General features: G+C 64.2%; 23 protein-coding genes and 2 pseudogenes. 19 read left to right on the top strand and 6 right to left on the bottom strand.

All coding sequences use genetic code 11. The features are described 5' to 3' along the window. Window positions 1-23: 23 nt before the first annotated feature. The 6 genes and pseudogenes from JI664_RS11330 to JI664_RS11305 all read left to right on the top strand — a co-directional run bounded on the left by JI664_RS11330 (window position 24) and on the right by JI664_RS11305 (window position 4,949). The gene (locus tag JI664_RS11330) at window positions 24-299 is read left to right on the top strand and encodes a hypothetical protein (protein WP_207013832.1); all 276 of its coding nucleotides are present in this window, start codon (window positions 24-26) and stop codon (window positions 297-299) included. A 189-nt stretch (window positions 300-488) separates the two neighbouring features. After that, window positions 489-1,277, top strand: a pseudogene (gene dctP, locus JI664_RS24250) (TRAP transporter substrate-binding protein DctP); the annotation flags it as partial. Between the two features lie 73 nt (window positions 1,278-1,350). After that, window positions 1,351-1,491 (top strand): hypothetical protein, encoded by a 141-nt coding sequence (locus tag JI664_RS11320; RefSeq protein WP_207013831.1) that lies wholly within the window; start codon window positions 1,351-1,353, stop codon window positions 1,489-1,491. 114 nt (window positions 1,492-1,605) lie between these two features. After that, window positions 1,606-2,115 carry a TRAP transporter small permease gene (locus tag JI664_RS11315; protein ID WP_018065880.1) on the top strand — a complete coding sequence of 170 codons (510 nt, stop codon included), beginning with the start codon at window positions 1,606-1,608 and terminating at the stop codon, window positions 2,113-2,115. Next, window positions 2,108-3,418 (top strand): TRAP transporter large permease, encoded by a 1,311-nt coding sequence (locus tag JI664_RS11310; RefSeq protein ID WP_207013830.1) that lies wholly within the window; start codon window positions 2,108-2,110, stop codon window positions 3,416-3,418. Before JI664_RS11315 ends, JI664_RS11310 begins: the two co-directional genes overlap by 8 nt. Window positions 3,419-3,488: 70 nt before the next feature. Further along, the gene (locus JI664_RS11305; protein WP_207013829.1) at window positions 3,489-4,949 is read left to right on the top strand and encodes an aldehyde dehydrogenase family protein; all 1,461 of its coding nucleotides are present in this window, start codon (window positions 3,489-3,491) and stop codon (window positions 4,947-4,949) included. Window positions 4,950-5,010: 61 nt separating this feature from the next. On the opposite strand, the gene JI664_RS11300 is transcribed toward JI664_RS11305, so the two are convergent. Next, on the bottom strand, window positions 5,011-5,997 hold the full coding sequence (locus JI664_RS11300; protein ID WP_018065877.1) for a 3-hydroxyacyl-CoA dehydrogenase family protein: 987 nt from the start codon (window positions 5,995-5,997) through the stop codon (window positions 5,011-5,013). Between the two features lie 338 nt (window positions 5,998-6,335). Between JI664_RS11300 and JI664_RS11295 the strand changes: the two genes are divergently transcribed. After that, window positions 6,336-7,127, top strand: coding sequence for an IclR family transcriptional regulator (locus JI664_RS11295; protein WP_018065876.1), 792 nt, complete (start codon window positions 6,336-6,338; stop codon window positions 7,125-7,127). 100 nt (window positions 7,128-7,227) lie between these two features. Here the strand turns inward: JI664_RS11295 and JI664_RS11290 are convergent, their stop codons facing one another. Further along, entirely contained in the window at window positions 7,228-8,505 is a 1,278-nt protein-coding gene (locus JI664_RS11290) for a Rieske 2Fe-2S domain-containing protein (protein WP_018065875.1), read from the bottom strand. A gap of 112 nt (window positions 8,506-8,617) precedes the next feature. On the opposite strand from JI664_RS11290, the gene JI664_RS11285 reads away from it, so the two are divergent. The 7 genes from JI664_RS11285 to JI664_RS11255 all read left to right on the top strand — a co-directional run bounded on the left by JI664_RS11285 (window position 8,618) and on the right by JI664_RS11255 (window position 15,635). Continuing rightward, window positions 8,618-9,559 carry a PDR/VanB family oxidoreductase gene (locus JI664_RS11285; protein ID WP_018065874.1) on the top strand — a complete coding sequence of 314 codons (942 nt, stop codon included), beginning with the start codon at window positions 8,618-8,620 and terminating at the stop codon, window positions 9,557-9,559. After that, window positions 9,549-10,733: a Gfo/Idh/MocA family oxidoreductase gene (locus JI664_RS11280; protein WP_210162262.1), complete on the top strand. Its 1,185-nt coding sequence runs from the start codon at window positions 9,549-9,551 to the stop codon at window positions 10,731-10,733. Before JI664_RS11285 ends, JI664_RS11280 begins: the two co-directional genes overlap by 11 nt. A gap of 11 nt (window positions 10,734-10,744) precedes the next feature. After that, window positions 10,745-11,737, top strand: a complete 993-nt coding sequence (locus JI664_RS11275) for an ABC transporter substrate-binding protein (RefSeq protein WP_018065872.1) — start codon at window positions 10,745-10,747, stop codon at window positions 11,735-11,737. A 13-nt stretch (window positions 11,738-11,750) separates the two neighbouring features. Next, window positions 11,751-12,194 (top strand): hypothetical protein, encoded by a 444-nt coding sequence (locus tag JI664_RS11270; RefSeq protein ID WP_018065871.1) that lies wholly within the window; start codon window positions 11,751-11,753, stop codon window positions 12,192-12,194. Window positions 12,195-12,216: 22 nt separating this feature from the next. Further along, window positions 12,217-13,146, top strand: a complete 930-nt coding sequence (locus JI664_RS11265; RefSeq protein ID WP_018065870.1) for a DMT family transporter — start codon at window positions 12,217-12,219, stop codon at window positions 13,144-13,146. A 35-nt stretch (window positions 13,147-13,181) separates the two neighbouring features. Then, window positions 13,182-14,942, top strand: a complete 1,761-nt coding sequence (locus JI664_RS11260; protein WP_018065869.1) for a thiamine pyrophosphate-binding protein — start codon at window positions 13,182-13,184, stop codon at window positions 14,940-14,942. 171 nt (window positions 14,943-15,113) lie between these two features. Further along, window positions 15,114-15,635, top strand: coding sequence for a MarR family winged helix-turn-helix transcriptional regulator (locus JI664_RS11255; RefSeq protein ID WP_127109467.1), 522 nt, complete (start codon window positions 15,114-15,116; stop codon window positions 15,633-15,635). A gap of 36 nt (window positions 15,636-15,671) precedes the next feature. Here JI664_RS11255 and JI664_RS11250 read toward each other — a convergent pair whose 3' ends face one another. Then, window positions 15,672-16,295 carry an isochorismatase family protein gene (locus JI664_RS11250; protein WP_018065867.1) on the bottom strand — a complete coding sequence of 208 codons (624 nt, stop codon included), beginning with the start codon at window positions 16,293-16,295 and terminating at the stop codon, window positions 15,672-15,674. 10 nt (window positions 16,296-16,305) lie between these two features. Beyond that, the gene (locus tag JI664_RS11245) at window positions 16,306-17,133 is read right to left on the bottom strand and encodes an IclR family transcriptional regulator (protein ID WP_111772988.1); all 828 of its coding nucleotides are present in this window, start codon (window positions 17,131-17,133) and stop codon (window positions 16,306-16,308) included. A gap of 258 nt (window positions 17,134-17,391) precedes the next feature. On the opposite strand from JI664_RS11245, the gene JI664_RS11240 reads away from it, so the two are divergent. The 3 genes and pseudogenes from JI664_RS11240 to JI664_RS24005 all read left to right on the top strand — a co-directional run. Beyond that, on the top strand, window positions 17,392-19,026 hold the full coding sequence (locus JI664_RS11240) for a Mu transposase C-terminal domain-containing protein (protein WP_164736711.1): 1,635 nt from the start codon (window positions 17,392-17,394) through the stop codon (window positions 19,024-19,026). Window position 19,027: 1 nt separating this feature from the next. Next, on the top strand, window positions 19,028-19,909 hold the full coding sequence (locus tag JI664_RS11235) for a TniB family NTP-binding protein (RefSeq protein WP_127109465.1): 882 nt from the start codon (window positions 19,028-19,030) through the stop codon (window positions 19,907-19,909). Continuing rightward, window positions 19,906-20,208: pseudogene (locus tag JI664_RS24005) on the top strand (TniQ family protein); the annotation flags it as partial. The gene JI664_RS11235 and the pseudogene JI664_RS24005, both read left to right, overlap by 4 nt. Window positions 20,209-20,487: 279 nt before the next feature. Here JI664_RS24005 and JI664_RS24000 read toward each other — a convergent pair. Beyond that, the gene (locus JI664_RS24000; protein WP_286174059.1) at window positions 20,488-20,904 is read right to left on the bottom strand and encodes a hypothetical protein; all 417 of its coding nucleotides are present in this window, start codon (window positions 20,902-20,904) and stop codon (window positions 20,488-20,490) included. Between the two features lie 186 nt (window positions 20,905-21,090). On the opposite strand from JI664_RS24000, the gene JI664_RS11225 reads away from it, so the two are divergent. Then, a complete protein-coding gene (locus JI664_RS11225; protein ID WP_207013828.1) occupies window positions 21,091-21,630 on the top strand; it encodes a hypothetical protein in 540 nt (179 codons plus the stop codon). 200 nt (window positions 21,631-21,830) lie between these two features. Here the strand turns inward: JI664_RS11225 and JI664_RS11220 are convergent, their stop codons facing one another. Next, window positions 21,831-22,550: a putative quinol monooxygenase gene (locus JI664_RS11220; RefSeq protein WP_047998196.1), complete on the bottom strand. Its 720-nt coding sequence runs from the start codon at window positions 22,548-22,550 to the stop codon at window positions 21,831-21,833. 156 nt (window positions 22,551-22,706) lie between these two features. Between JI664_RS11220 and JI664_RS11215 the strand changes: the two genes are divergently transcribed. Further along, window positions 22,707-23,567: a LysR family transcriptional regulator gene (locus tag JI664_RS11215; protein WP_207013843.1), complete on the top strand. Its 861-nt coding sequence runs from the start codon at window positions 22,707-22,709 to the stop codon at window positions 23,565-23,567. The last annotated feature ends 456 nt before the right edge of the window (window positions 23,568-24,023 follow it).

Below are 24,023 nucleotides of genomic sequence, written 5' to 3'. Positions count from 1 at the left end.
GTCCTTTTGCAAGAGAGACCGACGTGACCCATCCGACCCAGACCGCCGACCGACTCACGACGCAGAGCCCCTCCGCCGTGCCGCCGCAACAACCGAAGTTCTGGAAGCGCTGGGCGGTCAGCATGCTGGCCGTCTATCCCGCGCTTATCGTCCTGGTGCTGGCCACGCGGCCCTTCACCCAGGGCATGCCAATGGCGGTCTCGCTGTTCATCGTGGCGCTGCTGCTGACCGGATTGAATGTCGGGCTGATCCTGCCATTCCTGAACAGGAAGCTGGGGCGCTGGCAGGCTGCGCGCTGAGGCCGGAACGGGCAGGGCGGTACGATTTCATATATGTGAAATGTCGCAATGATCCCGCCGGCAATCAAGACAAGGTGCTCTCCGCCAAATAAGCTTAGATAGCTTACCCTTTAGGTTGAGCAGCCAATCCAGACCAGACTGTCCGCCCAGGGGCGGCGCAGTCGGAACGCTACGGGAGGAGCGAGCGACATGACTTCATCCACCACATTCACCAACAAACTGCGTGCCCTTGCGGGCGCTTCGGCGCTGTCGGCCGCGACGCTGGGCCTGACTGGTGCCGCCGAGGCACGCGACTTCCGCCTGCTGTCGGGCTGGGATTCCAGCTATGTTGCGGTCGACGTGCTGACGTCGTTCATCGAGACGCTCGACGAAGCCGTGACCGAGGGCTTCGGCGTCAACGTCATGGGCCCCGAGACCGTGCCCCCGTTCGAGCAGTTCGACCCGGTGTCGCGCGGCCTGTTCGACCTGCTGTTCACCAATGGTGCCTATCACTTCAACCAGACTTCGGTGGGAATGGCGCTGGACGGCCTGTCGGGCGATACCGAGGCCTTGCGCGAAGCCGGAATTTGGGACGCGGTGGATGCCGATTACCAGGAGCAGGGGTTGAAGCTGATCGCCGTGCTTTACGACCTGAATGGCTACCACATCATGCTGAACGAGCCGGTCGGCGAGAACGGCCTCGAAGGACGTCGCGTGCGCGGCACGCCGATCTACCACCCGGCGATCAACGTACTGGGTGGCTCGCCCGTGGTGCTGCCGGGCGGCGAGATCTACCCGGCGCTGGAACGCGGTGTGATCGACGGTGCGGCCTGGCCGACCATCGGCGCTCTGTCCTACCGCTGGTTCGAGGTCGCCGACTACATGATGCGCCCGACCTTCGGCCAGGTCGGCCATCTGGTGTTGATGAACCTTGACACCTGGAACGACCTGTCCGAGGAAACCCGGGCCGAGATCGAGACCGCCGCGCGCGAGTTCGAGATCGAAGCCAATGGCCTGTTCGACACGCTAGTCGCCGAAGAGAGCGCCGCCCTGGAAGCAGGCCGAGCTGAGCGTGACCGAGCTGTCCGAGGAACTGGCGGGCACGCTCAGCTCGGCCTGGTTCTCGGGCGTGATGGACCTCGCGGCCACGCAATCGGGCGAGGCGATCGAGGAAATTCGCCGTCTGGCGACCGAAGCCGATCTCGACGGCTGATCGGGGCCCGGCCCCTTCCGACGCGCGGCCGCTTGGTGCCGCGCGTCTTTCCGTCCCCCGGTCCTCCTTCTCGGCCCATTCTCTTCGGCCTTTCCGTTCCAGGAGCTTCCCTCCATGCGACCGATCCTGACGCTTCAGGACGTGCTGACCCGGCTGATGTTCTTCATCGGCGTCGGTGCGCTGGCAGCCATCGTGCTCATCTACGCCTTCGAGGTCGTCTCGCGCTATGCCTTCGGCGCGCCGACCCTCTGGGCGAGCGATTTCGTTTCCTTCCTGCTGCTGATCACGGTGTTCAGCACCGCGCCCTGGCTGACCCGCGAAGGCGGGCACGTGGCCGTGACTATCCTGCCCGACCTGGTCGGCCGGCTGCGCCAGGTGATCCTGCGCGCGGGCTTCCTGGTGGCGGCGGCGACCTGTCTCTGGGCTGCCTGGCTTTGCATCGGCGAGGTGCAGCACCTGGCCTCGCGCGGGACGGCGACCCTGACCACCGTGCGCATTCCGAAATGGATCCTGGTGGCCTTCATCACCTATGGCGTGGCCAATTCCGGCCTGTATTTTCTGCGCCTCGCCTTCGGCCAGGCGCTTTCCGAGACCGACTCCCAACCCGAGGTGACCCATGGTTGAAGGTATCGCCGCCGTCGCGACCGGCGTGGGGCTGCTCCTGGGCTTCATGGCCGTAGGCCTGCCCGTCTTCGCGGCCTTCCTGCTGGTCAACCTGCTGGCCGTCGCGGTCATCATGGGACCGATGGGCTACGGCATGTTCGTCAACTCGCTCTACGAGACGACGACCACGCAATCGCTGGTCACCATCCCGCTGTTCATCCTGATGGGCGAGATCCTGTTCCGCTCGAACTCGGTCGAGGTGCTGCTCCGGTCCATCGACACTCTGGTCGGTCGGGTGAAAGGGCGCCAGTACGTGCTGTCGATCCTGCTGGCCACGGTGTTCAGCACCCTGTCGGGTGCTGCGATGGGCGTGGCGGCCATGCTGGGCCGCTCGCTGCTGCCGGGCATGGTCGCGCGCGGCTACGACGCGCGGCTGTCGGCCGGCACGATCCTGGCGGGCGCCAGCCTGGCGCCGCTTATCCCGCCCAGCGTGCTGGTCATCATCATCGGCACGCTGGCCGGCGTCTCCATCGCCGGGCTGCTGATCGCCGGGATCATTCCCGGCCTGATGTTCGCCGCGATCTTCCTGGGCTATTGCTTCATCCGCGTCTGGCTGAACCCGGCGCTGGCGCCCGAGGAACCCGACGACGGAACCCGCGCCACGCTGGCCGACAAGGGCTGGGCGCTGCTGCGGGTGGTGCCGTTCTCTATCATCATCCTGATGGTGATGGGCCTGATCCTGGCCGGTATCGCCACGCCGACCGAGGCCGGCGCGATGGGGGTCATCGGTTCGCTGATCACCGCCGCGATCTATCGCAACCTGTCGTTCAAGATGATCGGCGAGTCGCTGGTTTCCTCGGCCAAGGTGGCGGCGATGATCCTGTTCATCATGGCCAGCTCGAAACTGTTCAGCCAGCTGCTGGCGTTCACCGGCGGGGCCTCGGCGATGACCGAATGGGTCGTGGGGCTGGAACAGTCGCGCTGGGTGATGCTCATCCTGCTGATGCTGCTGCCTTTCGTGCTGTGCATGTTCATCGACCAGATCGCGCTGATGCTGATCGTCATCCCGATCTACCTGCCGATCATCGAGGAACTGCAATTCGATCCGATCTGGTTCTGGCTACTGTTCCTGGTGAACATCACCGTGGGGGGCATGACCCCGCCCTTCGGCTACACGCTGTTCGCGCTGAAAAGCGCGTGGGAGGACGCCAGTCTTGGCAAGGTCTTCTCCTCGGCTTGGCCCTTCGTGCTGCTGTACGTGCTGGGCATGATCGTGCTGGCGCTGGTTCCCGGACTGACGACACTGCTGCCGTCGATGCTGTGACAACCTTTGGCGCGGCGGCCCCGGTCGCCCGCCTTTCCTGAGACGCCATCTGTAAGACTAGGAGGGCTCCATGCTCGAACCGACCCTGCCCGCGAACCTCGGGCTCTATTACGGCAATGCCTGGCACGCGGCGCAATCTGGCCGCACCGATCCCACTTTCGACCCGGCCACGGGCAAGGTGCTGGCGCAGGTCGCCACAGCGGGCGAAGCGGACGTGGACTTGGCCGTGGCCAGCGCCCGCGCGGGTTTCCGCGAATGGCGCGACGTGGCACCCTTGGAACGCGCGCGCGTGTTGAAGGGGATCGCCGCTATCATCCGCAAACATGGCGACGAACTGGCGCTGCTGGATTCCGCCAATTGCGGCAACCCCTACACTGAAATGCGCGGCGATGCGGGCGTCGCTGCGGCGCAGATGGAATTCTTCGCGGGGCTCGTCACCGAGATGAAGGGCGACACCATCCCGATGGGCCCCGAGCGCATCAACATGACCCTGCGCGAGCCGTTGGGCGTGGTGGCGCGGATCCTGGCGTTCAACCACCCGCTGATGTTCTGCGGCGGCAAGATGGGCGCACCGCTGGCCGCGGGCAACGCGGTTATCATCAAGCCGCCGGTGCAGGCGCCGCTCTCGGCGCTGAGGCTGGCCGAGCTGATCGACGGCCTGCTGCCGAAGGGCGTCTTTACCGTGCTGCCCGGCGGGACAGATGCGGGTGCGGCGCTGGCCTCGCACAGGTGGGTCGACAAGGTCACGCTGATTGGCTCGGTGGGGGCGGGGCGCGCGGTGATGCGCGCGGCCAGCGACACGCTGAAGCCGGTGCTGCTGGAGCTGGGCGGCAAGAACGCCCTGATCGCCTATCCGGACAGCGACCCCGACAAGGTGGCCAACGCCATCGTCGCGGGCATGAACTTCAGCTGGTGCGGGCAGAGCTGCGGCTCGACCAGCCGCGCCTTCCTGCATGACGACCTGCACGACGCGGTCGTCGAGCGGCTGGCGGCGGCTGTGTCGCGCTTCAAGCCGGGCATGCCGACCGACCCCGCGACGACAATGGGCGCGCTGGTCGGGCGCGAGCATTTCGATCGGGTGATGGGCTACATCGCCTCGGGCAAGGCAGAGGGCGCGCGCGTCGTCACCGGCGGCAACGCGGTGACCGAGGGCGCGATGGCGGACGGCTGCTTCGTCGAACCGACGATCTTCGCCGATGTCACACCGGACATGCGCGTCGCCAGGGAGGAGATTTTCGGCCCGGTGCTGGTGCTGCGCCGCTGGTCGGACGAGGGGGCAATGATGGACGAGGTGAATGGCCTAGACGTGGGCCTGACCTGCTCGATCTGGTCGAAGGACCTGGCCACGGCGCATCGCGCGGCGGCCCGCGCGGAGGCCGGCTTCGTCTGGATCAACGAGGTCGGGCAGCACTTCCTGGGTGCGCCCTTCGGCGGCTACAAGCAGTCGGGCCTCGGGCGCGAGGAGGGGATCGGCGAGCTGATCTCGTTCACGCAGGAGAAGAACATCCACATCAACCTGGGCGGCCAGTAAGCCTTTATCCGGACTGTGGCAAAAGGAAAGGGGGCGGATCATCCGCCCCCTTTTTCGTGTCTCAGCGGGGCGCCAGCCGGCCCACCGGGTCGCGCTCCCGCAGCCACTCCAGGAGGTCTGTCAGCTGGCGGTCGCGCTCCAAGACGATCTCGGCATAGGGCGCGTCGTACTCGTACCAGCCGCGTCCGGTGATCGCGCCCATGTGCCCGGCCTCGACCAGGTCGCGCAGCGCCTTGCGGCCCTTGTAGTTCTCGTCCCCGGTCTGGTGGTACAGCGAATCCGTGACGGCCAGCGCCGTCGCCTTCGACACGATCAGATCCTCGGTCAGCAGCGGCCCCCACAGCGCGAGGCGCGGCCCGATGCTCAGCCGCACGGCCGCGTCGATATCGTCGCGGCTGGCGATGCCTTCGTCCATCAGGCGATAGATCTCGGTCAGCATGGCGAACTGGATCTTGTTGATCAGGAAGCCCGGCCGCTCCCCGCAGGCGACGCCCACGTGATCGATGGATTCGACGAAGGCCCGGCCCCATTCCACCAGCGACGCCGGGGTGAAATCGGCGTGGATCACCTCGATCGAGCGGATGATGTGCCCGGGCGTGATATAGTGCAGGCCCAGGATCCGTTGCTTGCCGTTCACCTTGGCGCCGATGTCCGACAGCAACAGCGACGAGGTGTTGGTGGCCAGCACCACCTCGGGCGGGCAGAACGCGTCCAATTCGGCGAACAGCGCCTGCTTGGTCTCGAGCTTCTCCTGCACCGCCTCGTGCACCATGAATGCGCCCTTCACGGCCTCGGCCAGCGAGGGCTCGGTGCGCACACGCGCCAGCATCGCGTCGACGGCGGCCGGGTCGTCTGCGAAGGTCGCGGCGATCGGGCGCGCGCGCTCGGCAAAGCTGGCCAGCAACTCGGTATTCATGTCGCACAGCGCGACATCATGGCCGTGGTGGGCATAGAGCGTGGCGATCACGCAGCCCATGAAGCCCGCGCCGACGACGCAGATCGTGCCGGACGACGGCGGGCGGGGGATGGAGGGGGCGGTGTCGGGCATGGAACCTCGTCTGGTGTCAGGGGCGGTCGGGGCGTGCCGGCCGCCTGCCGAAAGGGATGAACGGGGAGGGCCGTGCCGCTGCGCCATCGCGCGCGCATCCCGCCGTCTCCCTTGCCGACAGCCTTGCGAAATCGGGCCTCCGGTCAACGCCAACCGCCCCGCACGGCGGATATTTCGAGGATGTGAATTCTGCCCGTAGTCCCGTGCGCCGGCTGCGGGACATCCGCCGGGGCCGCGTCGCGAACCCTTTCCGCAGCGCGCCGATTCGCCTAGATTGGGACAGGACGGAGCTGGTCGGTACGGGTCGCCGAGTCGTGTGAATCGGAAGGGCAGGAGAGATGACCGCAGACAAGGTGAAATCCGCCGCGCGGGTGTTCGAGATCCTCGAGTTCTTCGCCAGTCACCGACAGCCTGCCCGGCTGCACGAACTGGGCGCCGCGCTCGGCTATCCGGTTTCCAGCCTGACCGCGCTTTTGCGTACAATGCTGGACATGGGTTACATGACGCTCGATCCCGCGACCCATGCCTATCTCCCCGGGCCCCGGCTGCAGACGTTGACGGGCTGGATGCAGGTCGACGATTATGAGCAGACCGTGCTGTTCGATGCCCTGTGCCGTCTGCGCGAGGCTGCGGGCGAGCCGGTGGTGCTGGCCGCGCCCGCCGACCTGCATGTCGATTACGTCACCTCGCTGCACCGGCAGGAGGGGCGCAACACCCATATCCGCGCGGGCGACCGGCGGCTGATGGTGCAGAACGGCACCGGCTGGCTGATGCTGGCGCGCGCGCCGCGGCCGGTGGCGCTGCAGATCTACCGCCGCACCGTGGCCGAGGGGCTGATCTCGCCGCGCGACTACCCCCAGGCGGCCTTCGAGGCGGTGCTCGACGCCAATCGTGATACCGACGTGTCGATCCTGCACGCGCGCGACCTGCTGGACATTCCGACGCACCGCACGGTGCATTGGGATGCGTCTATGATGTCGACGCTGATCCCGGTGCCGCCGGGGCACGCACGCCCGCTGGGCATCGGGATTCATGGGCCGACGGAGCGCATATCACGCCGCGCGGATGAACTCTCCGAGCTGCTGCGCCGGACGTCGGCGGAGCTGGCGGCGCGCCTCGAAACCGTCTGAAGAGGCGCGCGCAACTCTGAACAAGACCATGAAAAAAGGCCCGCACGATTGCTCGTGCGGGCCTTCCCTGCGTGCGCCTTGGGAGGAAAGCGCCAGCGCGTCACTCGGCCGCTTCGGCCGGGTCATGGGCGACCAGCGTGCGCCAGTCGACATCCTTGGGATAGACCCCCTCGTGCGAGGCGATGCGCGACTGCAGCGCGAAGCTCGCGGTGCCGATCGCCGGGCCGCCCTCGGCCACCTTCTGCGCGGCGTCGGTCATCAGTCGGCGGAACTCGACGATGGCGAGGTCCGAGGCGCCCAGCACGTCGGTATGGCGCTGCACGCGGCTGCCCATCGACACCCACATGATGATGTCCTCGTTCGGGATGCCCGGAACGCCGGTGAAGTGGCCTTCCTTCATCAGCTCGCGGTCCTGCTTGAAGTCGTTGTCCAGCGTCCGAAGCGTGCGCCACTTCTCATCCAGGTCCTTGCCCGGAACAGCGTGGTTGAAGGCGCGCCATTCCTCGGTCGAGGGCACTTTCGGGCCGCCGAAGGCGAGGAAGTGGAACGCAGTCTCGTCGTCGTTGATCGGCACGATGACGCTGGCGACCTTGTAGGCGTTGTTGGGCGGGATCAGCGAGTAGTATGGCGCCACGAACTCGGTGATGCGCAGGTAATGATGCGTTGCTGCGTTCTTGATCGGCTTGCGGATCGCTGCGTAGTGGAAGCCGTAGCTGGTGGTCTCGGTCTGCATGCGCGGCGATTTGTCGGTCGACGGGCGGTACCACGATTTGTCATCGGCTGCGGCACTTTCCACGCGGGCCGGTTTCATCGTTGATGAATGCAGCGACGAGGAATGCGCGCTGTCGATCTGTCCTTCGTGGATCTGCGCCCAGTTGGCGGGGACACGGATCTTCAGGATGGCGACCGGGGTGTCTTCGGTTGGGGCGAAGGCGGGGGGCTGGAACTCCGGCATGTCGGTCTTGTCGCCGAGCCACGCCCAGACGAAACCGCCCCATTCGCGCACCGGGTAGGAACGGGCCTTGACCTTGTCCATCAGCGGGCTGCCCTCGGGCTCGGACGACATGGCGACGACGTTGCCGTCCACATCCATCTTCCATCCGTGGTACAGGCAGCGCAGGCCGCAATCCTCGTTGCGACCGTAGACCAGCGAGGCTTTGCGGTGCGGGCAGAGCTCGTCGAGCATGCCGAGACGGCCCTTGGTATCACGGAACGCGACGTAGGATTCGCCAAGCACTTCGACGCGCAGCGGCTTGCCGTCGTTCTCCGCCACTTCTTCCATCAGGCAGACCGGCGTCCAGTGCTGACGCATCAGTTTCGCCATCGGCGCGTCACCCGTCACGCGGGTCAGGACTTCGTTCTCTTCGGGGGTCAGCATCTCGTACTCCTCCTGCGGCCCGGGCCCGTGAAGGCCAATCTCGAATGCTTGACAACATATACTTAGCTATCTAAATGAACAAGGGCAGATACACGTTTTTTGGGAGGGGCGAATGGAGCTCATCAGGATGCGCGTCGGTGCAAGACGCGCGCTGACCCCGCAGATCACCGAATTCACGCTGGTTCCGATGGAAGAGGGCGCGCTGCCCGGATTCACGCCCGGCGCGCATGTCACGGTCGAGACGCCCTCGGGGGCAATGCGGCGCTATTCGCTGGTCAACGACGGCACCGCGCCGGACCATTACAAGATCGCCGTGAAGCGCGAGCCGGCCAGCCGGGGCGGCTCGGCCTCGATGCATGACGAGGCGGTCGAGGGGTTCGAGCTGAACGTCGAGGCGCCGGAAAACGACTTCCCCATGGCCGACGCGCCGCGCTACCTGCTTATCGCGGGCGGCATCGGGGTCACGCCGATCTCGGCCATGGCCGCGCATCTTGAGCGCGAAGGCAAGGATTTCAACATCATCTACCTCAGCCGCAGCGCGGAAGAGGCGGCCTACCTGGAAGACCTGACCACCGCTTACGGCGACCGTGTCCTGGCCCATCACGACGAGGGCGACCCCGAGAAGATCTACGATTTCTGGGACCATTTTGCCGAGCCGCAGAAGCTGAATGTCTATTGCTGCGGGCCAAAGCCCCTGATGGACGAGATCGAGGCGATCTCGGGCCATTGGCCGGAAGGCCGCGTCAACTTCGAGGATTTCAAGCCCGTCGACGTTGTGCGCGCCGATGACGAGGCCTTCGAGGTCGAGCTGAAGAAGACCGGCATCACGCTGACCGTGCCCGCCGACCGTTCGATCCTCGAGGCTATGCGCGATGCCGGGTTCCCGACCGTCAGCTCGTGCGAGAGCGGCACCTGCGGCACCTGCAAGACGCGACTCCTGGAGGGCGAGGCCGATCACCGCGACATGGTGCTGATGGACGAGGAAAAGGCCGACAAGATCATGATCTGCGTCTCGCGCGCCTGTTCGGGCGGGAGGCTGGTCCTTGACCTCTGAGCCCGCGCAAATGCCCGTCAGGCTAGGCGTCGTCGGGCTGGGTCGCGGCTTCATGCTGATGATCCCGACCTTCACCGCCGATCCGCGCGTGAAACTGGTCGCCGCCGCCGCCCCCCGCGCCGAAAGCCGCGCGGCGTTCGAGGCCGAGTTCGGCGGTCGGACCTATGACGACATCGTGCCGCTTTGCGCCGATCCTGAGGTGGAGGCGGTCTATATCGCCACGCCGCACCAGATGCACGCCGACCACGTCTGCACCGCGCTGGCCGCCGGCAAGCATGTGCTGGTCGACAAGCCGATCGCCATCTCGATGGCGGATGCCGACCGCATGGTCGCGGCCGCCGAGGCCTCGAGCAAGCATCTGATCGTAGGCCCCAGCCACAGCTTCGACCCGCCAGTCGAGGCCGCGGCGCGCCTGATCGAGAGCGGTGAGGTGGGATCCCTGCGGATGATCCAGGCGTTCAACTACACCGATTTCCTCTACCGCCCCCGGCGCCCCGAGGAACTGCGCACCGAAGAGGGCGGCGGCATCCTGTTCAGCCAGGCGATCCACCAGATCGACGTGGTGCGCCGGCTGGCCGGTGGCCTTGCCACCCGAGTCACCGCGATGACCGGCGCCTGGGATCCCGCGCGCCCGACGGAAGGCGCGTTCAGCGCGCTCATCGCCTTTGCCAATGGATCCTTCGCCAGCCTGACCTATTCCGGCTACGCGCATTTCGACAGCGACGTCTGGATGGATAATGTGGGCGAGCTGGGCCAGCGCAAGGACCCCGCCGCCTATGGCAAGGCGCGTCGCGCCTTGCAGGGGCTCGACGCCGAGGCCGAAGCCGCGCTCAAGCAGACCCGCACCTACGGCAGCGGGGCCGGGCTTATCGAGGCGGAAAACAACGAGCATTTCGGCCCGGTGATCGCGCTGTGCGACCGCGCCGACCTGCGGCTGACGCCTGCCGGGCTGGATGTCTTCGGCGACATCGAGCGCCGCTTCGTCGAGGTGCCCTTCGGCCCCGCCCCGCGCGGACCTGTCATCGACGCGCTGGTCGGCGCCGTGCGCGAGGATCGCGCGCCCGCCCAGACCGGCGCCTGGGGCCGCGCGAGCCTCGAAATCTGTCACGCGATCCTGGAATCGGCGGCCTCGGGCCAGCCGGTGGATCTGCAGCGCCAATGCGGCATCACGTAAAGGAGGAACACGTGTCCGATCTGAAACTCTCCCTCGCCATGGGGAATTACGACCGCACACGGGCCATCGTCGACGGCCGGGTCAAGATCGACGGCGTCGATCCCGTGCCGATGCTGCTGTCGCCCGAAGAGATGTTCTTCCGCGCCTTCCGGCACGAGGCCTTCGACATCTCGGAGCTGTCGCTGTCGTCCTATTCGATCTCGGTCGCGCGCGGGAACCCGCATTACGTCGCGATCCCGGTGTTCCTGAGCCGCGCGTTCCGTCATACCTCGGTCTATATCCGCACCGACCGCGGCATCGACCGGCCCGAGGATCTGAAGGGCAAGCGCATCGGCATCGCCGAGTACCAGCTGTCGGCCAACGTCTGGGTGCGCGGCATCCTGGAAGAGCATTTCGGCGTGAAACCCTCGGACGTGACCTGGGTGCGCGGCGGCATGGACACGCCGGGCCGCCCGGAAAAGATCGCGCTGACGCTGCCCGACGACATCACCATCGAGCAGGCGCCCGAGGGTGCCACGCTGAACGGCATGCTGGCGGCGGGCGAGATCGACGGCTTCATCGGCCCGCGCTGGCCGCGCTGCTTTGCCGAGGGCCATCCCCATGTCGGCCGCCTGTTCCGCGACAGCATCGGCGCGGCCGAGGAGTATTTCCGCCAGACCCGCATCTTCCCGGTGATGCACGTTCTGGGCGTGCGCCGGACCTTGGTCGAGGAATACCCCTTTCTGCCCGCAGCGCTGCTCAAGGCGTTCTCGGAGTCGAAGAAGCTGGCCGAAGAGGCCTTGAACGACACCTCGGCCACCAAGGTGACGATGCCCTTCGTCGAGGACACGCTGAACCGTGCCCGCGCGCTGATGGGCCCCGATCCCTGGAGCTATGGCGTCGGCGCCAATGCGCATGTGCTCGACAAATTCCTCGACTACCATTTCGCGCAGGGCCTCTCGCCGCGCCGGGTGCAGGTCGACGAGCTGTTCCACCCCTCGACCCTCGAAGCCTACAGCCTGTGAGCAAGGAGGCCCCATGAGCCGTTACCAACCCGGCGATATCGTCGAGATCCGGCTGGAGCAGGGCCTCGCCTATGCCCAGCTGACCCATGAGCACGAAAGCTACCCGCCCGTCGTGCGCCTGTTCCGGGGGCTGAGCGACAGCCGCCCCTCCGATCTGGAGGCGCATGTCGCGCAGGCTCCGCGCCTGACGGCGATGATCCCGCTGGAACAGGCGCTGGACCGGCTGGGGCTGGCGCATGAAAAGGCGGGCAGCGCCGCGCTGCCCGAGGACGAGCGCAAGTTCCCCACCTTCCGCATGCCGATCCGCGACAAGCAGGGCGAGATTGTCTATTGGTGGTTCTGGGACGGGCAAGGGCTGAGCTATTCGGTCGAGCTGGACGCGATCCAGGACAGCCTGCCGCTGCGCGAGGTGATGTCCTCAGCCAGGTTGCTGCAGGAATTGCAGGCCCCGGCCTGAGCACGAAACACGACAGGTCCCCATGATCCCCTTTATCGGCGAGATCTTCGCCATCCTCGCCGCCTTTTGCTATGCCTTCGGCTCGGTCGCCGCGACCAAGAACGCGCGCGAAAAGGGCGGGCGGGGCAATGCCGTGCTGCTGTCGATCGTGTTGACGGCGCTGTTCTCGGGCGGGTTGTGGCTGATCATGGGGCCGTCGCTGCCGCCGATTGACACAGGCTTCTGGATCGGCGTGGCGATCTTCGTCGTCGCCGGCATGCTGGCCACGGTGCTGGGGCGGATCTTCTTCTTCCGCTCCATCGAGCTGGCCGGCGCCATCGAGACCGGGCTCATCCGCCGGCTGATCCCGGTGTTCGCCGCCGTGCTGGCGATCCTGTTCCTGGGCGAGAGCCTGACCATCGCCAGCGCGCTGGCCTTCGTGCTGGTCTTCGCCGCCGTGGCGCTGGTGGTGTTGTCGAACAGGGGCCAGATCGTCGCCGATGACGAGGACGCCCGGCGAGCGGCCGGCGAGCGCAACACCGGCCGTGTCCTGGCGCTGATGTCGGCGGCGAGCTATGGCGGATCCTACGTGGCGCGCAAGTTCGCCATGCGCTGGCTGCCCGATCCGCTGATCGGCGCCTTCATTGGCGCGGTAGCCGCCTTCGTGTGGTTCGCCGTCGCAGCCCTGTTCAGCGCCGCCTATCGCCGCCACCTGAGCGAACTGTTCCGCCGCCCGACCGGCTGGCAGCTGGTGGCGGCCGCCTTCGTATCGCTGGGCCAGACCGCGCAATTCGTGGCGCTCAGTTTCACTACCGTCACCGCCGTGGCGATCATCGGCACGATCGAGATGTTCCTCGCGGCCTGGCTGGCCGCCTGGGTCCTGCGCACCGAGGATCGCCCCGGCCCGATCTTCGCGCTGGCTTCGCTGATGGCGATGGCAGGCGTGATCGTGCTGGCGCTGGTGCGCACCTGAAATAACACAAGAATTCCGAAACGGGAGAGAGACAGATGACCAGGGAAACCGACCGCCCCACACCCTGCGAGGTGAAGACGCTCTACGGCAGCGACGCCATCGCCGAGATGCTGCGCCGGCTCGACACGCCCTACGTCGCGCTCAACCCCGGCTCGAGCTTCCGGGGCCTTCATGACAGCATGGTCAACTACCTCGGCAACCAGGATCCGCACATGCTGCTGTGCCTGCATGAGGAACACGCGGTTTCCATCGCCCATGGCTGGGCCAAGATCACCGGCAAGCCGATGACCGTGGTGCTGCACGCGAATGTGGGCCTGATGCACGCCGCGATGGCCATCTACAACGCCTGGTGCGACCGCGTGCCGATGCTGATCCTCGGCGCGACCGGCCCGGTCGACGCGGCCAAGCGTCGGCCCTGGATCGACTGGCTGCATACCTCGCGCGATCAGGCGGCGGTGGTGCGGCCCTATGTGAAATGGGATGATCAACCGGCGTCGCTGGCCGCCTCGCTGTCGTCGCTGATGCGGGCGATGCAGATTACCACCTCGGCCCCGATGGCGCCCACCTATGTCTGCTTCGACGTGACGGTGCAGGAAACCGCCATCGAAGCCATGCCCGCGCTGCCCGATCCCGCGCGTTTCGCAGCCCCTCAGGCCCCGGGTGCGAGTGCCGCGCAGGTCTCGGCCCTGGCCGACATGCTGGCCGAGGCGCAATCGCCGGTGATCCTGATGGGCCGCGTCTCGCGCGATGAAGGGGACTGGGCGCGGCGCGTGGCGCTGGCCGAGTATTTCGGCGCCCGCGTCATCACCGACATCAAGACCGGCGCCGCCTTCCCGACGCGCCACAAACTGCACGCGGGCGCGCCCGGGTTCTTCCTGTCGGCTGAATCGGTCGAGGCGCTGTCGGGCGCGGATCTGGTGCTGTGCCTCGATTGGGTGGACCCGGCCGGCACGCTGGCGCAGGGCAAGCTGGGCGCCGGGGCCAAGGTGGTCAACGCCACGCTCGAGCCGATGCTGACGAACGGCTGGTCGATGGATCATCAGGACGTGGTGGCGAGCGATCTCACCATCCTGACCGAGGCCGATGCGCTGGTCGCGGCGCTGTGCGAACGGCTGGGGCTGGAACCCGCCGCACCCGCGCCCCGCACGGCACCCGCGCCGCACGGGCAGGAGCCCGATGCCGTGCTGTCGCTCGACGCGCTCTCGCATGTGCTGCGCGCGGGGCTGGCCGAGGATCCGCACACGCTGGTGCGTCTGCCCCTGGGTTGGGACGGTCGCCATTGCGATTTCACCGGGCCGCTCGATTATCTGGGCTATGACGGCGGCGCAGGCATCAGCTCGGGCCCCGGCATGGTCGTGGGCGCGGCGCTGGCACTGAAGGACACGGGCCGCATGCCGGTCGCGGTTTTGGGCGACGGCGATTTCATCATGGGCGCGACCGCGCTGTGGACCGGGACGCATCAGAGCGTGCCGATGCTGATCGTGGTGGCCAACAACCGCTCGTTCTTCAACGACGAGATCCACCAGGAACGCGTCGCCCGCGACCGCGACCGCCCGGTCGAGAACAAGCATATCGGCCAGGCGATCGACGAGCCGGATATCGACATCGCCGGCCTCGCGCGGGCGCAGGGCGCGGTGGGCATCGGCCCGGTCGCGACGGTGGCCGCCTTCGAGGCCGCGCTGGCCGATGCCGTGGCGCAGGTGCGCGCGGGCAAGTCGGTGGTGATCGACGCCCGCATCCTGCGCGGCTACGTCAAGGAGATGGCCGAAGGCATGACCGCGGAACAGGACGGCTGAACAGAATGGCTATGCGGGGCGTCGTGGATGGGCAACGGGTGACACGAAACGGTTGAAAAGACATCTAACCCTTGCGTCCTGCACGGGAAATCAGCACAAATGGAAGCGACCCGCCGCCGGCATCGCGCTGGCGACGGGGCTTTCGTTTCTGGCCGATTGAGACCGTTCCACATGGATGAAACCGCGCCCTCGGGGCATGAAGACTTCGATCCCAAGCTGACCAAAGAGCGCCTCGCGCGTCTCGTTCGTCTCGCCGCCAGGGCTTTCAACCGTTCGCTGCAGATGCGCCTTCAGGACGAGGGGATCACCTTCGGCCAATGGATCTTCCTGCGCATCCTTTGGTACAATGACGGGTTGTCGCAGCGCGAGCTGAGCCAGCGCGCGCATCTGACCGAACCCACCGCGCATGCCGCGCTGACCAAGCTGGAGAAGCAGGGCGTGATCACGCGGCAGAAGATGGACGGCAACAAGCGGACTTTGCGGATATTCCTGACGCCCAAGGGCTGGGAATTGCGCGACCGGCTGGAGCCGATGGCGCATGACGTCAACCTGATCTCGCTGAAGGGGCTGGAGGAGGACGAGGTGCGCGTGCTGCGCAAGGGTCTCCTGGCGATCATCACGAATCTCGAGGCCGATGAGAACGCCGCCGCCGAGCAGGGGATCAAGGTGCCCGCGACCCGGTCGAGCTTCTGACCGGGTCGCAGGCGGGTTGGTGGGGCAGGGCGCCGTTCAGGCGCCCGCCATCTCGCGCATCAGCGCCGCGTCGAGCGAGACCACGTCGGCATATTTCGCCTGCAGGTCCAGCAGGCTCTGCTCATGTGCGGGCTGGCTGCGGTCGCCCACCGCCTCGCGCACGACGATCGGACGGAAGCCGTTCTGCAGCGAGTCCACCGCCGTCGCGCGCACGCAGCCCGAGGTCGTGCACCCGGTGATCACGAGCGTGTCGACACCCTCGGCCACCAGCCGGCTCGACAGGTCGGTGCCGAAGAAGGACGAGGCGTATTTCTTCACCAGCGTGCGTTCTCCGGCCGCGAGGCTCAGCCTCGGGTCCAGCTCGGCCCCATCGCCGCTGGCGGCCAGAGTCTTCAGCCCGCCCTGTTTCAGTGGCCAGATCCCGGCGTCAGACAGATCCGGCTCGTCGTAGCGCACGGTGGTGAAGAACACCGGCTCGCGGCGGGCCGCGAAATCGGCGATCAGTGCGTTGATCGCCACGATCTGCGACGACAGGTCCGCGCCCAGCGGCAGGTCGGGATTGGTGAAACCCTTGATGACATCGATCACCACCAGCGCCGAGCGGCGGCCGAAACCGATGGTCTGCCCGAATCCACGGGCCTTGAAGGCTTGTTCGTCCATGAAGTTTCTCTCAGTTTGGATCCCGGAAGCCCAGGGATCGGGATATGGAATGGGCATAGAGGCGGTTGAGCCGCCCGGTATCCTCGCGCCGGCCGTCGCGGCTGCCGTCACGGTCGTAGATCGTGCTGAGCACGCCCACCGGCGCACCGGTCTCGTCGCGGAAGGCGCATGCTGTGCCCTCGATATTCTCCAGCCCGCTGCCGAGGTTCTCGGCGTAACCCAGGTCGCGGGCGGCGGTGACGTGCTCGGCCAGACCCTCGTAGGTCAGGCCGCTGTCTTCCAGGTGGCGGCTGATCTCATCGCGGCGCGAGGTCAGCTCGACCTCGGGCTTGGCGGCGATATAGGCGATCTGGAAGGCCACGAAATCGGACCAGCCGTTGATGATTCGCCAGATCGGCACGCGGGTGCCCGTGGGCCAAAGCCTGCGCATGGGATGGGCGATCGGCGTACCGATCCGATCATAGAGAATCAGTTCCTGGCTTTCCTCGGCTGCCAAAGTGATGTGCACGAGGCAGTTCGCCTTGAGCGCGAGCCCGTCCGCGTCGTTCAGCGCAACTTGCCCCGCGCGCGAGTGCAGCCAGACCTCGTAGCCCATCTCCCAGTAGCGCAGCGAAGGGCTGTAGCGGGACTTGGCGTTCTTGTGAACGAATCCATACGCCGCAAGGGTTTGCAACAGGCGGTGCACGTTGCTCTTGGTCATGCCGAGAGCCGCCGACAGGTCGCTGATGCCCGCCGGCGCCTCGCAGGTTGCCAGGTGCCGCAACAGGATCAGCCCCTTCGAGAAGGACTTGTCAAGACCTGCCTTATTGTAGGGCAGATCGGGGCTTTCGTCGGTCATGCTGCACGCCTCACTCGACGGAAAGAAATGTGAAAGATTATTCTCTAATTCCGGTACGCATTTTCTACAATATAGAACACTGGAGGCCAATACGATCCGCCATACCGGAAAGCCCCTTCTGTCGCGTAGCCCATAATTGTGAGATGAGAAATCCAACGAAATCAACGGCTGTCCTGTGCCCTTAAATATGAGATTTTGCCTTTAATTCCGATATTTTTGCCCTTAAACCTGAGACAGGGTTCGCAGTGGCAAATATTGATGGATGATGATCGCGAAGACTCCGTTGCCGCTGGTGCTGAGGAGGCGCGCAGGGCTGCCGTGCTGCGCCCTCTTGCTCAGGCATATCTCAATCGGACTGGCAGCCTGGAAAGTGGCATCAATGACGCCGTTTGGGAGCTTGGTGTCAGCAGGGCGACGGTCTGGCGTTGGATAAAGCGGCTGGCGGAAAAGGGTGGGCGCACCAGCGCGCTGACTCCGCGGAAACGGGGCCGTCCGGCCGGTACAACTCTGATATCCGGAAAAGTTGAATCGGTGATCGAAGAGCATCTTCGCCGTCATTTCTTGCGCCGGGAGCGTTCGAGCCTCTCGCGCGTCGTTACTGAGATCCGCAGTGCGTGCTGGCAGCAGGGCTTGCAACCGCCGACACGGCGGACGGTTCAGCGCCGTCTGGATGCAATTGATGCCCGCGAAGTTGCAAAGGCACGAGAAGGGGCAAAGGTGGCCCGCCAGAAATTTGCACCGGTCACAGGCGAGAACAAGGGCGGTCAGCCACTGGAGCTCGTGCAAATTGATCATACGCCCGCGGACATCATTCTTGTCGACAGTTTTGAGCGCCAACCAATTGGCCGACCGTGGGTCACGCTGGCGATCGACGTCGCAACGCGGTTGGTGACCGGATATTACACCTCTCTCGAGGCACCTTCGCGTCTGTCAGTGGCGCTTTGCCTGACACAGGCGGTAGCCCCCAAGGTGGAACTTCTGGCGGAATTGGCGTGCAATATACCTTGGCCTGCACAAGGCAAACCGCAGAGCATTCATGTCGACAATGGCCGCGATTTCCGGTCGCGGGCCTTTCGGTCGGCATGTGCGGAATGGGGGATCGATCTGGTCTATCGGCCGCCGGGAAGTCCTCACTTCGGGGGTCACATCGAGCGGTTGATCGGGACGATGATGGGGGCCGTTCACCTGTTGCCGGGAACAACGCAAGCCTCAATCGCGGACAAGGGCGACTATGACGCCGAAGGCCAGGCCGCGATGACCTTGAACGAATTCGATCATTGGTTTGCTCTGGAAATTTGCCGATACAACAACAGCATTCATTCAAGTCTTGGCTGTACGCCCGTCGCTAAATGGGAGGCGCTCTCAGAGCAAATGATGGGCGATATCCCCTTCGAGACTGAAGCCTTTCGGGTGAGCTTTCTGCCAAGTGAACTGCGCAAGGTCAGGCGGGACGGCATCCATCTGTTCCAGATACGGTACTGGTCCGATGCCCTTGCAGGCCGTATTGGGCGCGGCGATGGAAAGGTGGTTGTTCGCTATGATCCTCGCGATATCTCAAAGATCTGGGTTGAACTGGAAGATGGCCGATACGTCGAAGCTCGATACCGAAACCTGGAAATTCCGCCCGCGTCCCTCTGGGAATATCGCGAAGCCATGAGGAAGGCCCGCGCCCTTGGCAAGTCAGGGTCCAATGAGTTGGTTCTGGCTGAGTTGATCCGCCAGCAACGCCAGATCGAGGCAGAGAGCCGGGGCCTGACGAAGGCCGAACGCCGATCCCGTGAAAGAAAAGGGGCATTGGAGGGCGCCAACTCGGCTGTCTCGACAACCGAAGGGCTGCGTCCGGTCGATACGGGTGATACATCGCGCCCATTGTTCAAGGTAGAGAGATGGTGAATTGAGGGCACGGACAACTGAGGCAGACGGTCGGATCGCCCTCATTCAATCGGATATCTGGATCGGCTTTCCGCGGGCCGAACAGGTGTTGGACCGCTTGCAGGGTATGATCGAAGCGCCACGGCAAACCCGTATGCCTGGCCTGCTTGTGCATGGCGCGTCGGGGATCGGAAAGACGATGATCGCTCGAAACCTGTCGCGCGAATACGCACCAGAATACGATCCGGCTTCAGGCATCACCCACACACCGCTGCTGCTCTTGCAAGCGCCGCCCGCACCAGACGAACGGCGGTTCTACCTGCACATCTTGGCCGCCGTCGGCGCCCCGGCGACGGCACTGAGCGCCCGCGCTCAAAATGTGGCTTCCCTCGAAGTCCGCGTCATCGCGCTCCTGCGCGACCTTGGCCTTCGGATGATCATGATCGACGAGGTTCACAACCTCTTGGCCGGGACCCACCGCGAACAGCGCCGCTTTCTCAATGTTCTGCGGTATCTCAGCAATGAACTCGAAGTGTCGCTGGTCTGCCTCGGGGTCAGCGAGGCCGTTGATGCCATCCGTGGTGATATCCAGCTTGCGAGGCGGCTGGACGAACATCACCTGCCAAACTGGCGCGACGATGCCGAGTTCTCGGACATGATCCAAACACTCATCGCGGCAATGCCCCTCGAGAAGAAATCCAATCTGAAGATCAAGTCACTCAAGCAGATACTTGCGCTGACCGGTGGGGTGACCTCGCGCATCTTCGCCCTGATCAAGGATCTTTCCATCGACGCCATTGTCACAGGTGATGAATGCATCACCGATGACGCAATCGCAAACTGGACGCCGGTTTGGTCGCGCCATGCGAACGCCCATCGGCGGCTCGAGAAGTCCGGAGTGTGAAGCCACGCCCGCTGCCGAAGACTGTCGCACCGCTGCCAGACGAGTTGTTGTCAGGTTGGTTGTCTCGGCTGGCTACGGCCAACTATTGTGATGACGCGGAACTGCTGGTTCATATCAAAATCGATACCGCGCATGGCACCGCCTTGGATTTCAACGTCGACGCGGCTGCGGCGGAGAAAATTGCCAACGCCGCGCGTGTCGACCCAGATGTCGTGCGGTCTTTGACCTTTCCGGCAATGACGCCAGGAGAAGCCTTGCTGACGGCCCAGATGCCATTCCAGCATTGCCTGCGATGCTCCAGGGAGGGCCTTTCACTCAGGCATTGGAGGCGGGCCTGGGCATTTGACTGTCAGGTTTGCGGGACGAGACTTGTGCAAACCCTTGGCAAAACCGGTGACGAGCAAATATCCGAAAAGCTGATAGGCCGAGCGCGACGCGGGGCAGGGATGCTCGAGTGCGCTGCGCGATTACACAGTCCCAAGCAACTTCGGCGAGCAATGCGTGCAGTCACCTTTGCCATGTCGCTTAAGACCTTCCGCGGGGAGCCGTCGTTCGCTGTCCAGAGCCCCAGATCGGAATTAAGGCTGTTCTGCCTCGCCGCGATCGCAGCCGCTCGATCTCGTCCCTTGGCTAAAGCAGCCTTCGTCAGCCATAGCATTGACGACTATGCAAGGGTTGCTCTCTTGCGCGCCTTCGAGAAGGAGCCACGCTTGCTGGCTGCGGTTGATCACATTGCGCAACGGCGCGCGAGAAGCACAGGCGCGATGGCAGCCGAATCTCGCAATTAAGGGCAAAACTCGATGCCGAAAGCGTCTCGTCTCAGATTTAAGGGCAACGCGACAAAAGGTTTCGCCGCCTGACAGCGTTGCTGTCGGGCGCGCCTTGCCGGTGTTGATGTCGAAGACCTCGATTTCGAGCCCACGCGTTAGCCGGTAGCGACCACGTGTCATAGGGTCGAGCCTCATATTCGCCGCCTCGAGAACCTGGTCGAACATTGCTCCGATCGCGAAGGTTTCGAGTGTCGTCTTGAAATCGTCCGCGCCCTATACGATAGCGTGCGCCTGGCAAGGATGGGTGGGCCGGACCCGCTCGATCCGGCCCGGCGCGCCGTTGCGCATCTTTCGCGTCGAACATGACGGCTGGACATTCCCGTAAGTGGCGCGAGACCTATGGAGAGGATTATGAACACCAAACTTCTTTCGGTCCTTGTGACCGGTCTGATGATGGTTTCCCAGACGGCGACAGCCCAGATCGAGACGGTCCCGGTCGGCACGGTAACCGCCACCATCGGCGAGGCGGCCTACGATGGTGAAACCCTCGACGTTCCTTCCGAAGGAACCTCAACCGCGGAATGGCGCACCTTCGGTCCGGTGTCCTCCCTGAGCATCCAGGCACATGACCCGGATGCTGAGAGCATCATGCAGGGCATCCTGACGATCGAGATATCCCTTATGGGCACAGACGCCTCGGGCGCGATGATGGATGCCTCTGTGTCGTGGTGGCCAGAGGGGATGAATGCCCCATTCTACATGAACGAGGAGATCGGGGAGGACCTGAGTATCTCAATCTACACCCTCTCCCTCGAAGAAGAGGGTTCGACGATCAAAGGCAGCTTTTCTGCGCATTTGTGCCGCAAGGACAGCTTCTTTGCCGAAGCGGACACTGACGACTGCCTTCCGGTCGAGGGGCATTTTGACACGGCCCTGATGAGGGCGGAATAAGTACGTCTCCGGCCGGCCGGCTCACGCCATTCGGCGTGGTTTAAACATTGGGGGTATCCACAAATCGTGTTGGTAGGCTTTGCGAACAAAGCGCTAATTCGCTGCAGTTACTCGAACGACCGCTTCACGGTGAATCTAAATTCGTTCGGCAAAGCGCCTGATGCGTTGCACCAGGCGCCTCTTGTTCCTGTCACATCGCGTTACTTGATGGCGAGGATGTCGAAGTTGTGGACGTTAGCGACCACACCGTCGTCCCACCCGCCAGCGACCAACTCCGCTGCCCGTTCGTTCAGCAGCCCGGCGACTTGACCGGCAAAGTGTGCTTCACGGCCAGCATTGTTGGTGAAGATGTCGAAGATTGCGAAGGATGTTTCGTCAATCTGCAGCGCCGCCCAGAACAATGTGCCAGGTTCGGTTTCTCCGACGATGGGACCAGCTGCGGTCAGCAAGGCTGCCAGTTCCGGCCCTTTGCCGGGTGCTGCTTCGAGCGTGATATACGTGGCTGTCGTCGCCGAGTAGAGATCAACCGGTTCCCTCACCGACAGGACATCGGAATTGTTGATATTCGCGACAACACCATCGTCCCAGCCCCCGGCGACCAGCGCGTCGGCATTTTGGTTCAAAGCCGCGGCCACAGCGCCGGAGAAATGCGCATTGCGCGCTTCTTCATCCACGAAGATATCAAAGATCGCGAGCGTATCGTCGTCTTGCAAGGCAAACCAAAGCACGGTGCCTGGTTCGGTGTCCGCGACAATCGGGGCGGCTCCGGCCAGAAATTCGGCGAATGCTTCGGTCTGGCCTTCAGCGGCGGGCATGGCGATGTAGCTGGCAGTGTGATTTTCCATTGGGGTTTCCTGTGCGGCTGCAGATGTCGTGATCAAGGCCAAAGCGGCGAGTGTCTTGAGAATTTGGGCTTTCATGGTCGCCTCCTGATTGAGAAGTTGTTTTGTTTGGATTCGATGCACCCTTTTCTCATGCCGAATGCCTCAGGCACCAATCCCGAACTTCTATTCTTTGATAGACATGTGCTATGGTGAACCTCATGGCGGAAAGTGACGGAGACTGTGGCAGTGGAGATGAACCAGATCAGGTATTTTTTGGCTGTCTGCCAGCATCGCAACTTCACCCATGCCGCTAGCGCCTCAAATGTTTCCCAACCGTCCTTGACGACCGCGATCAAGAAACTTGAACACGAGCTCGGGGGTGATCTGTTTGTCAGGGACCGCGCGGGATGCAGGTTGACGGCACTCGGAAAACTCATGCAGCCAAGGCTACAGAAAGCGCATGACGAAACGCAGGCAGCTAAGGCAGAAGCCGTCCGCCACACGCGACTAGAGCGGGTTCCTATTTCTGTCGGTGTTGGCGAAACGATTGGTCACAACCGGATTTCAGCCGCCGTGGAACGCTTCCGTACACGATTGCCGCAAGCCGAAATAGAGTTGATCGTGGCGTCTGCCTCCAAGCTTCTGTCCGGATTGCGAGAGGGTGAATTTGACGTCGTTGTCACAGCGGCGACGGTCAGTGAAGACCTCTATCGAATAGACCAGCTCTATGACGAGTCCTACAAAGTTGTGGTGTCCAAGTCGCACCCGTTGTCTGGACGAGACGCTATTTCTCTTTCGACACTCGCTGAAACTGACATGCTCGATCGACCCAATTGCGAAATGCGCGATGCGTTGCATCGGGCATGTGCAGACCAAGGTCACGAACTCTACGCGGCCTATCGGTCAAATCGCGTGGATTGGTTAGTCGAACTCGCGCGGCAGGGATTAGGCGCGGTGATTTTGCCAACCACGGCAATTCCAGCAGATAGGGGCCTCGTTTCGATACTCATCGACGGCCTTGAAATTTCGCGAACTGTTTCTGCTCTTCGTTATCGGCACCAAACGACGAGACCAGAGACAAATGATCTGATCCGTGAGATTGCGCGTGTGTAGGCGTAGTCTCATTGATGGCCGACATTCGCGCATAGTGCAGTAACTGGTACTTTGGGCTCGATGCGGACATCTGCCGGCCGTGCTGACCCGTTACGAGGCTCGTAACACGTCCGTTGGGCCGATCCATGCCCACCGCGCTTCCAGCCACCTGATGTAAAGGTTCAGGTTCTTGGTGGCCGGTCCGCAGAGGGGCTTGATGAATTTGTCGTAGCGGGCGTGAAGCGAGTTCACGTTCTGGATGTGATAGCAGCCCGCCGTGACGCGCGTGCCGGGCTTGGTGCCGACCAAGACGTGTTCGATGCCGCAGTGGCGTAACCCTTAGCGCCGTCCGAGCACAGCACGGCATCCTTCGGCATGAGGGGCACTATCGCACGCTCCAGCGTTGCGCTCTAGCGGTTCAGAAGTCGCTGACGTAGCCGCGCACCGCCCCGATCAGCGACGGTGAGAATGGGTAGC

This window comes from Rhodobacter sp. NTK016B (assembly GCF_017303295.1).
Taxonomy (GTDB): domain Bacteria; phylum Pseudomonadota; class Alphaproteobacteria; order Rhodobacterales; family Rhodobacteraceae; genus Pararhodobacter.
This window is presented reverse-complemented; position numbering and strand designations above follow the sequence as displayed.

Excerpts from the sequence above, each read along its gene's own strand:
- JI664_RS11315 (WP_018065880.1), top strand. The coding sequence starts at position 1,606 with ATGCGACCGATCCTGACGCTTCAGGACGTGCTGACCCGGCTGATGTTC.
- JI664_RS11300 (WP_018065877.1), bottom strand. The coding sequence starts at position 5,997 with ATGCCCGACACCGCCCCCTCCATCCCCCGCCCGCCGTCGTCCGGCACG.
- JI664_RS11310 (WP_207013830.1), top strand. The coding sequence starts at position 2,108 with ATGGTTGAAGGTATCGCCGCCGTCGCGACCGGCGTGGGGCTGCTCCTG.
- JI664_RS11225 (WP_207013828.1), top strand. The coding sequence starts at position 21,091 with ATGAACACCAAACTTCTTTCGGTCCTTGTGACCGGTCTGATGATGGTT.
- JI664_RS11290 (WP_018065875.1), bottom strand. The coding sequence starts at position 8,505 with ATGCTGACCCCCGAAGAGAACGAAGTCCTGACCCGCGTGACGGGTGAC.
- JI664_RS11250 (WP_018065867.1), bottom strand. The coding sequence starts at position 16,295 with ATGGACGAACAAGCCTTCAAGGCCCGTGGATTCGGGCAGACCATCGGT.
- JI664_RS11305 (WP_207013829.1), top strand. The coding sequence starts at position 3,489 with ATGCTCGAACCGACCCTGCCCGCGAACCTCGGGCTCTATTACGGCAAT.
- JI664_RS11260 (WP_018065869.1), top strand. The coding sequence starts at position 13,182 with ATGACCAGGGAAACCGACCGCCCCACACCCTGCGAGGTGAAGACGCTC.
- JI664_RS11285 (WP_018065874.1), top strand. The coding sequence starts at position 8,618 with ATGGAGCTCATCAGGATGCGCGTCGGTGCAAGACGCGCGCTGACCCCG.
- JI664_RS24000 (WP_286174059.1), bottom strand. The coding sequence starts at position 20,904 with ATGTTCGACCAGGTTCTCGAGGCGGCGAATATGAGGCTCGACCCTATG.
- JI664_RS11295 (WP_018065876.1), top strand. The coding sequence starts at position 6,336 with ATGACCGCAGACAAGGTGAAATCCGCCGCGCGGGTGTTCGAGATCCTC.
- JI664_RS11240 (WP_164736711.1), top strand. The coding sequence starts at position 17,392 with ATGGATGATGATCGCGAAGACTCCGTTGCCGCTGGTGCTGAGGAGGCG.
- JI664_RS11245 (WP_111772988.1), bottom strand. The coding sequence starts at position 17,133 with ATGACCGACGAAAGCCCCGATCTGCCCTACAATAAGGCAGGTCTTGAC.
- JI664_RS11215 (WP_207013843.1), top strand. The coding sequence starts at position 22,707 with ATGAACCAGATCAGGTATTTTTTGGCTGTCTGCCAGCATCGCAACTTC.
- JI664_RS11220 (WP_047998196.1), bottom strand. The coding sequence starts at position 22,550 with ATGAAAGCCCAAATTCTCAAGACACTCGCCGCTTTGGCCTTGATCACG.
- JI664_RS11265 (WP_018065870.1), top strand. The coding sequence starts at position 12,217 with ATGATCCCCTTTATCGGCGAGATCTTCGCCATCCTCGCCGCCTTTTGC.
- JI664_RS11255 (WP_127109467.1), top strand. The coding sequence starts at position 15,114 with ATGGATGAAACCGCGCCCTCGGGGCATGAAGACTTCGATCCCAAGCTG.
- JI664_RS11270 (WP_018065871.1), top strand. The coding sequence starts at position 11,751 with ATGAGCCGTTACCAACCCGGCGATATCGTCGAGATCCGGCTGGAGCAG.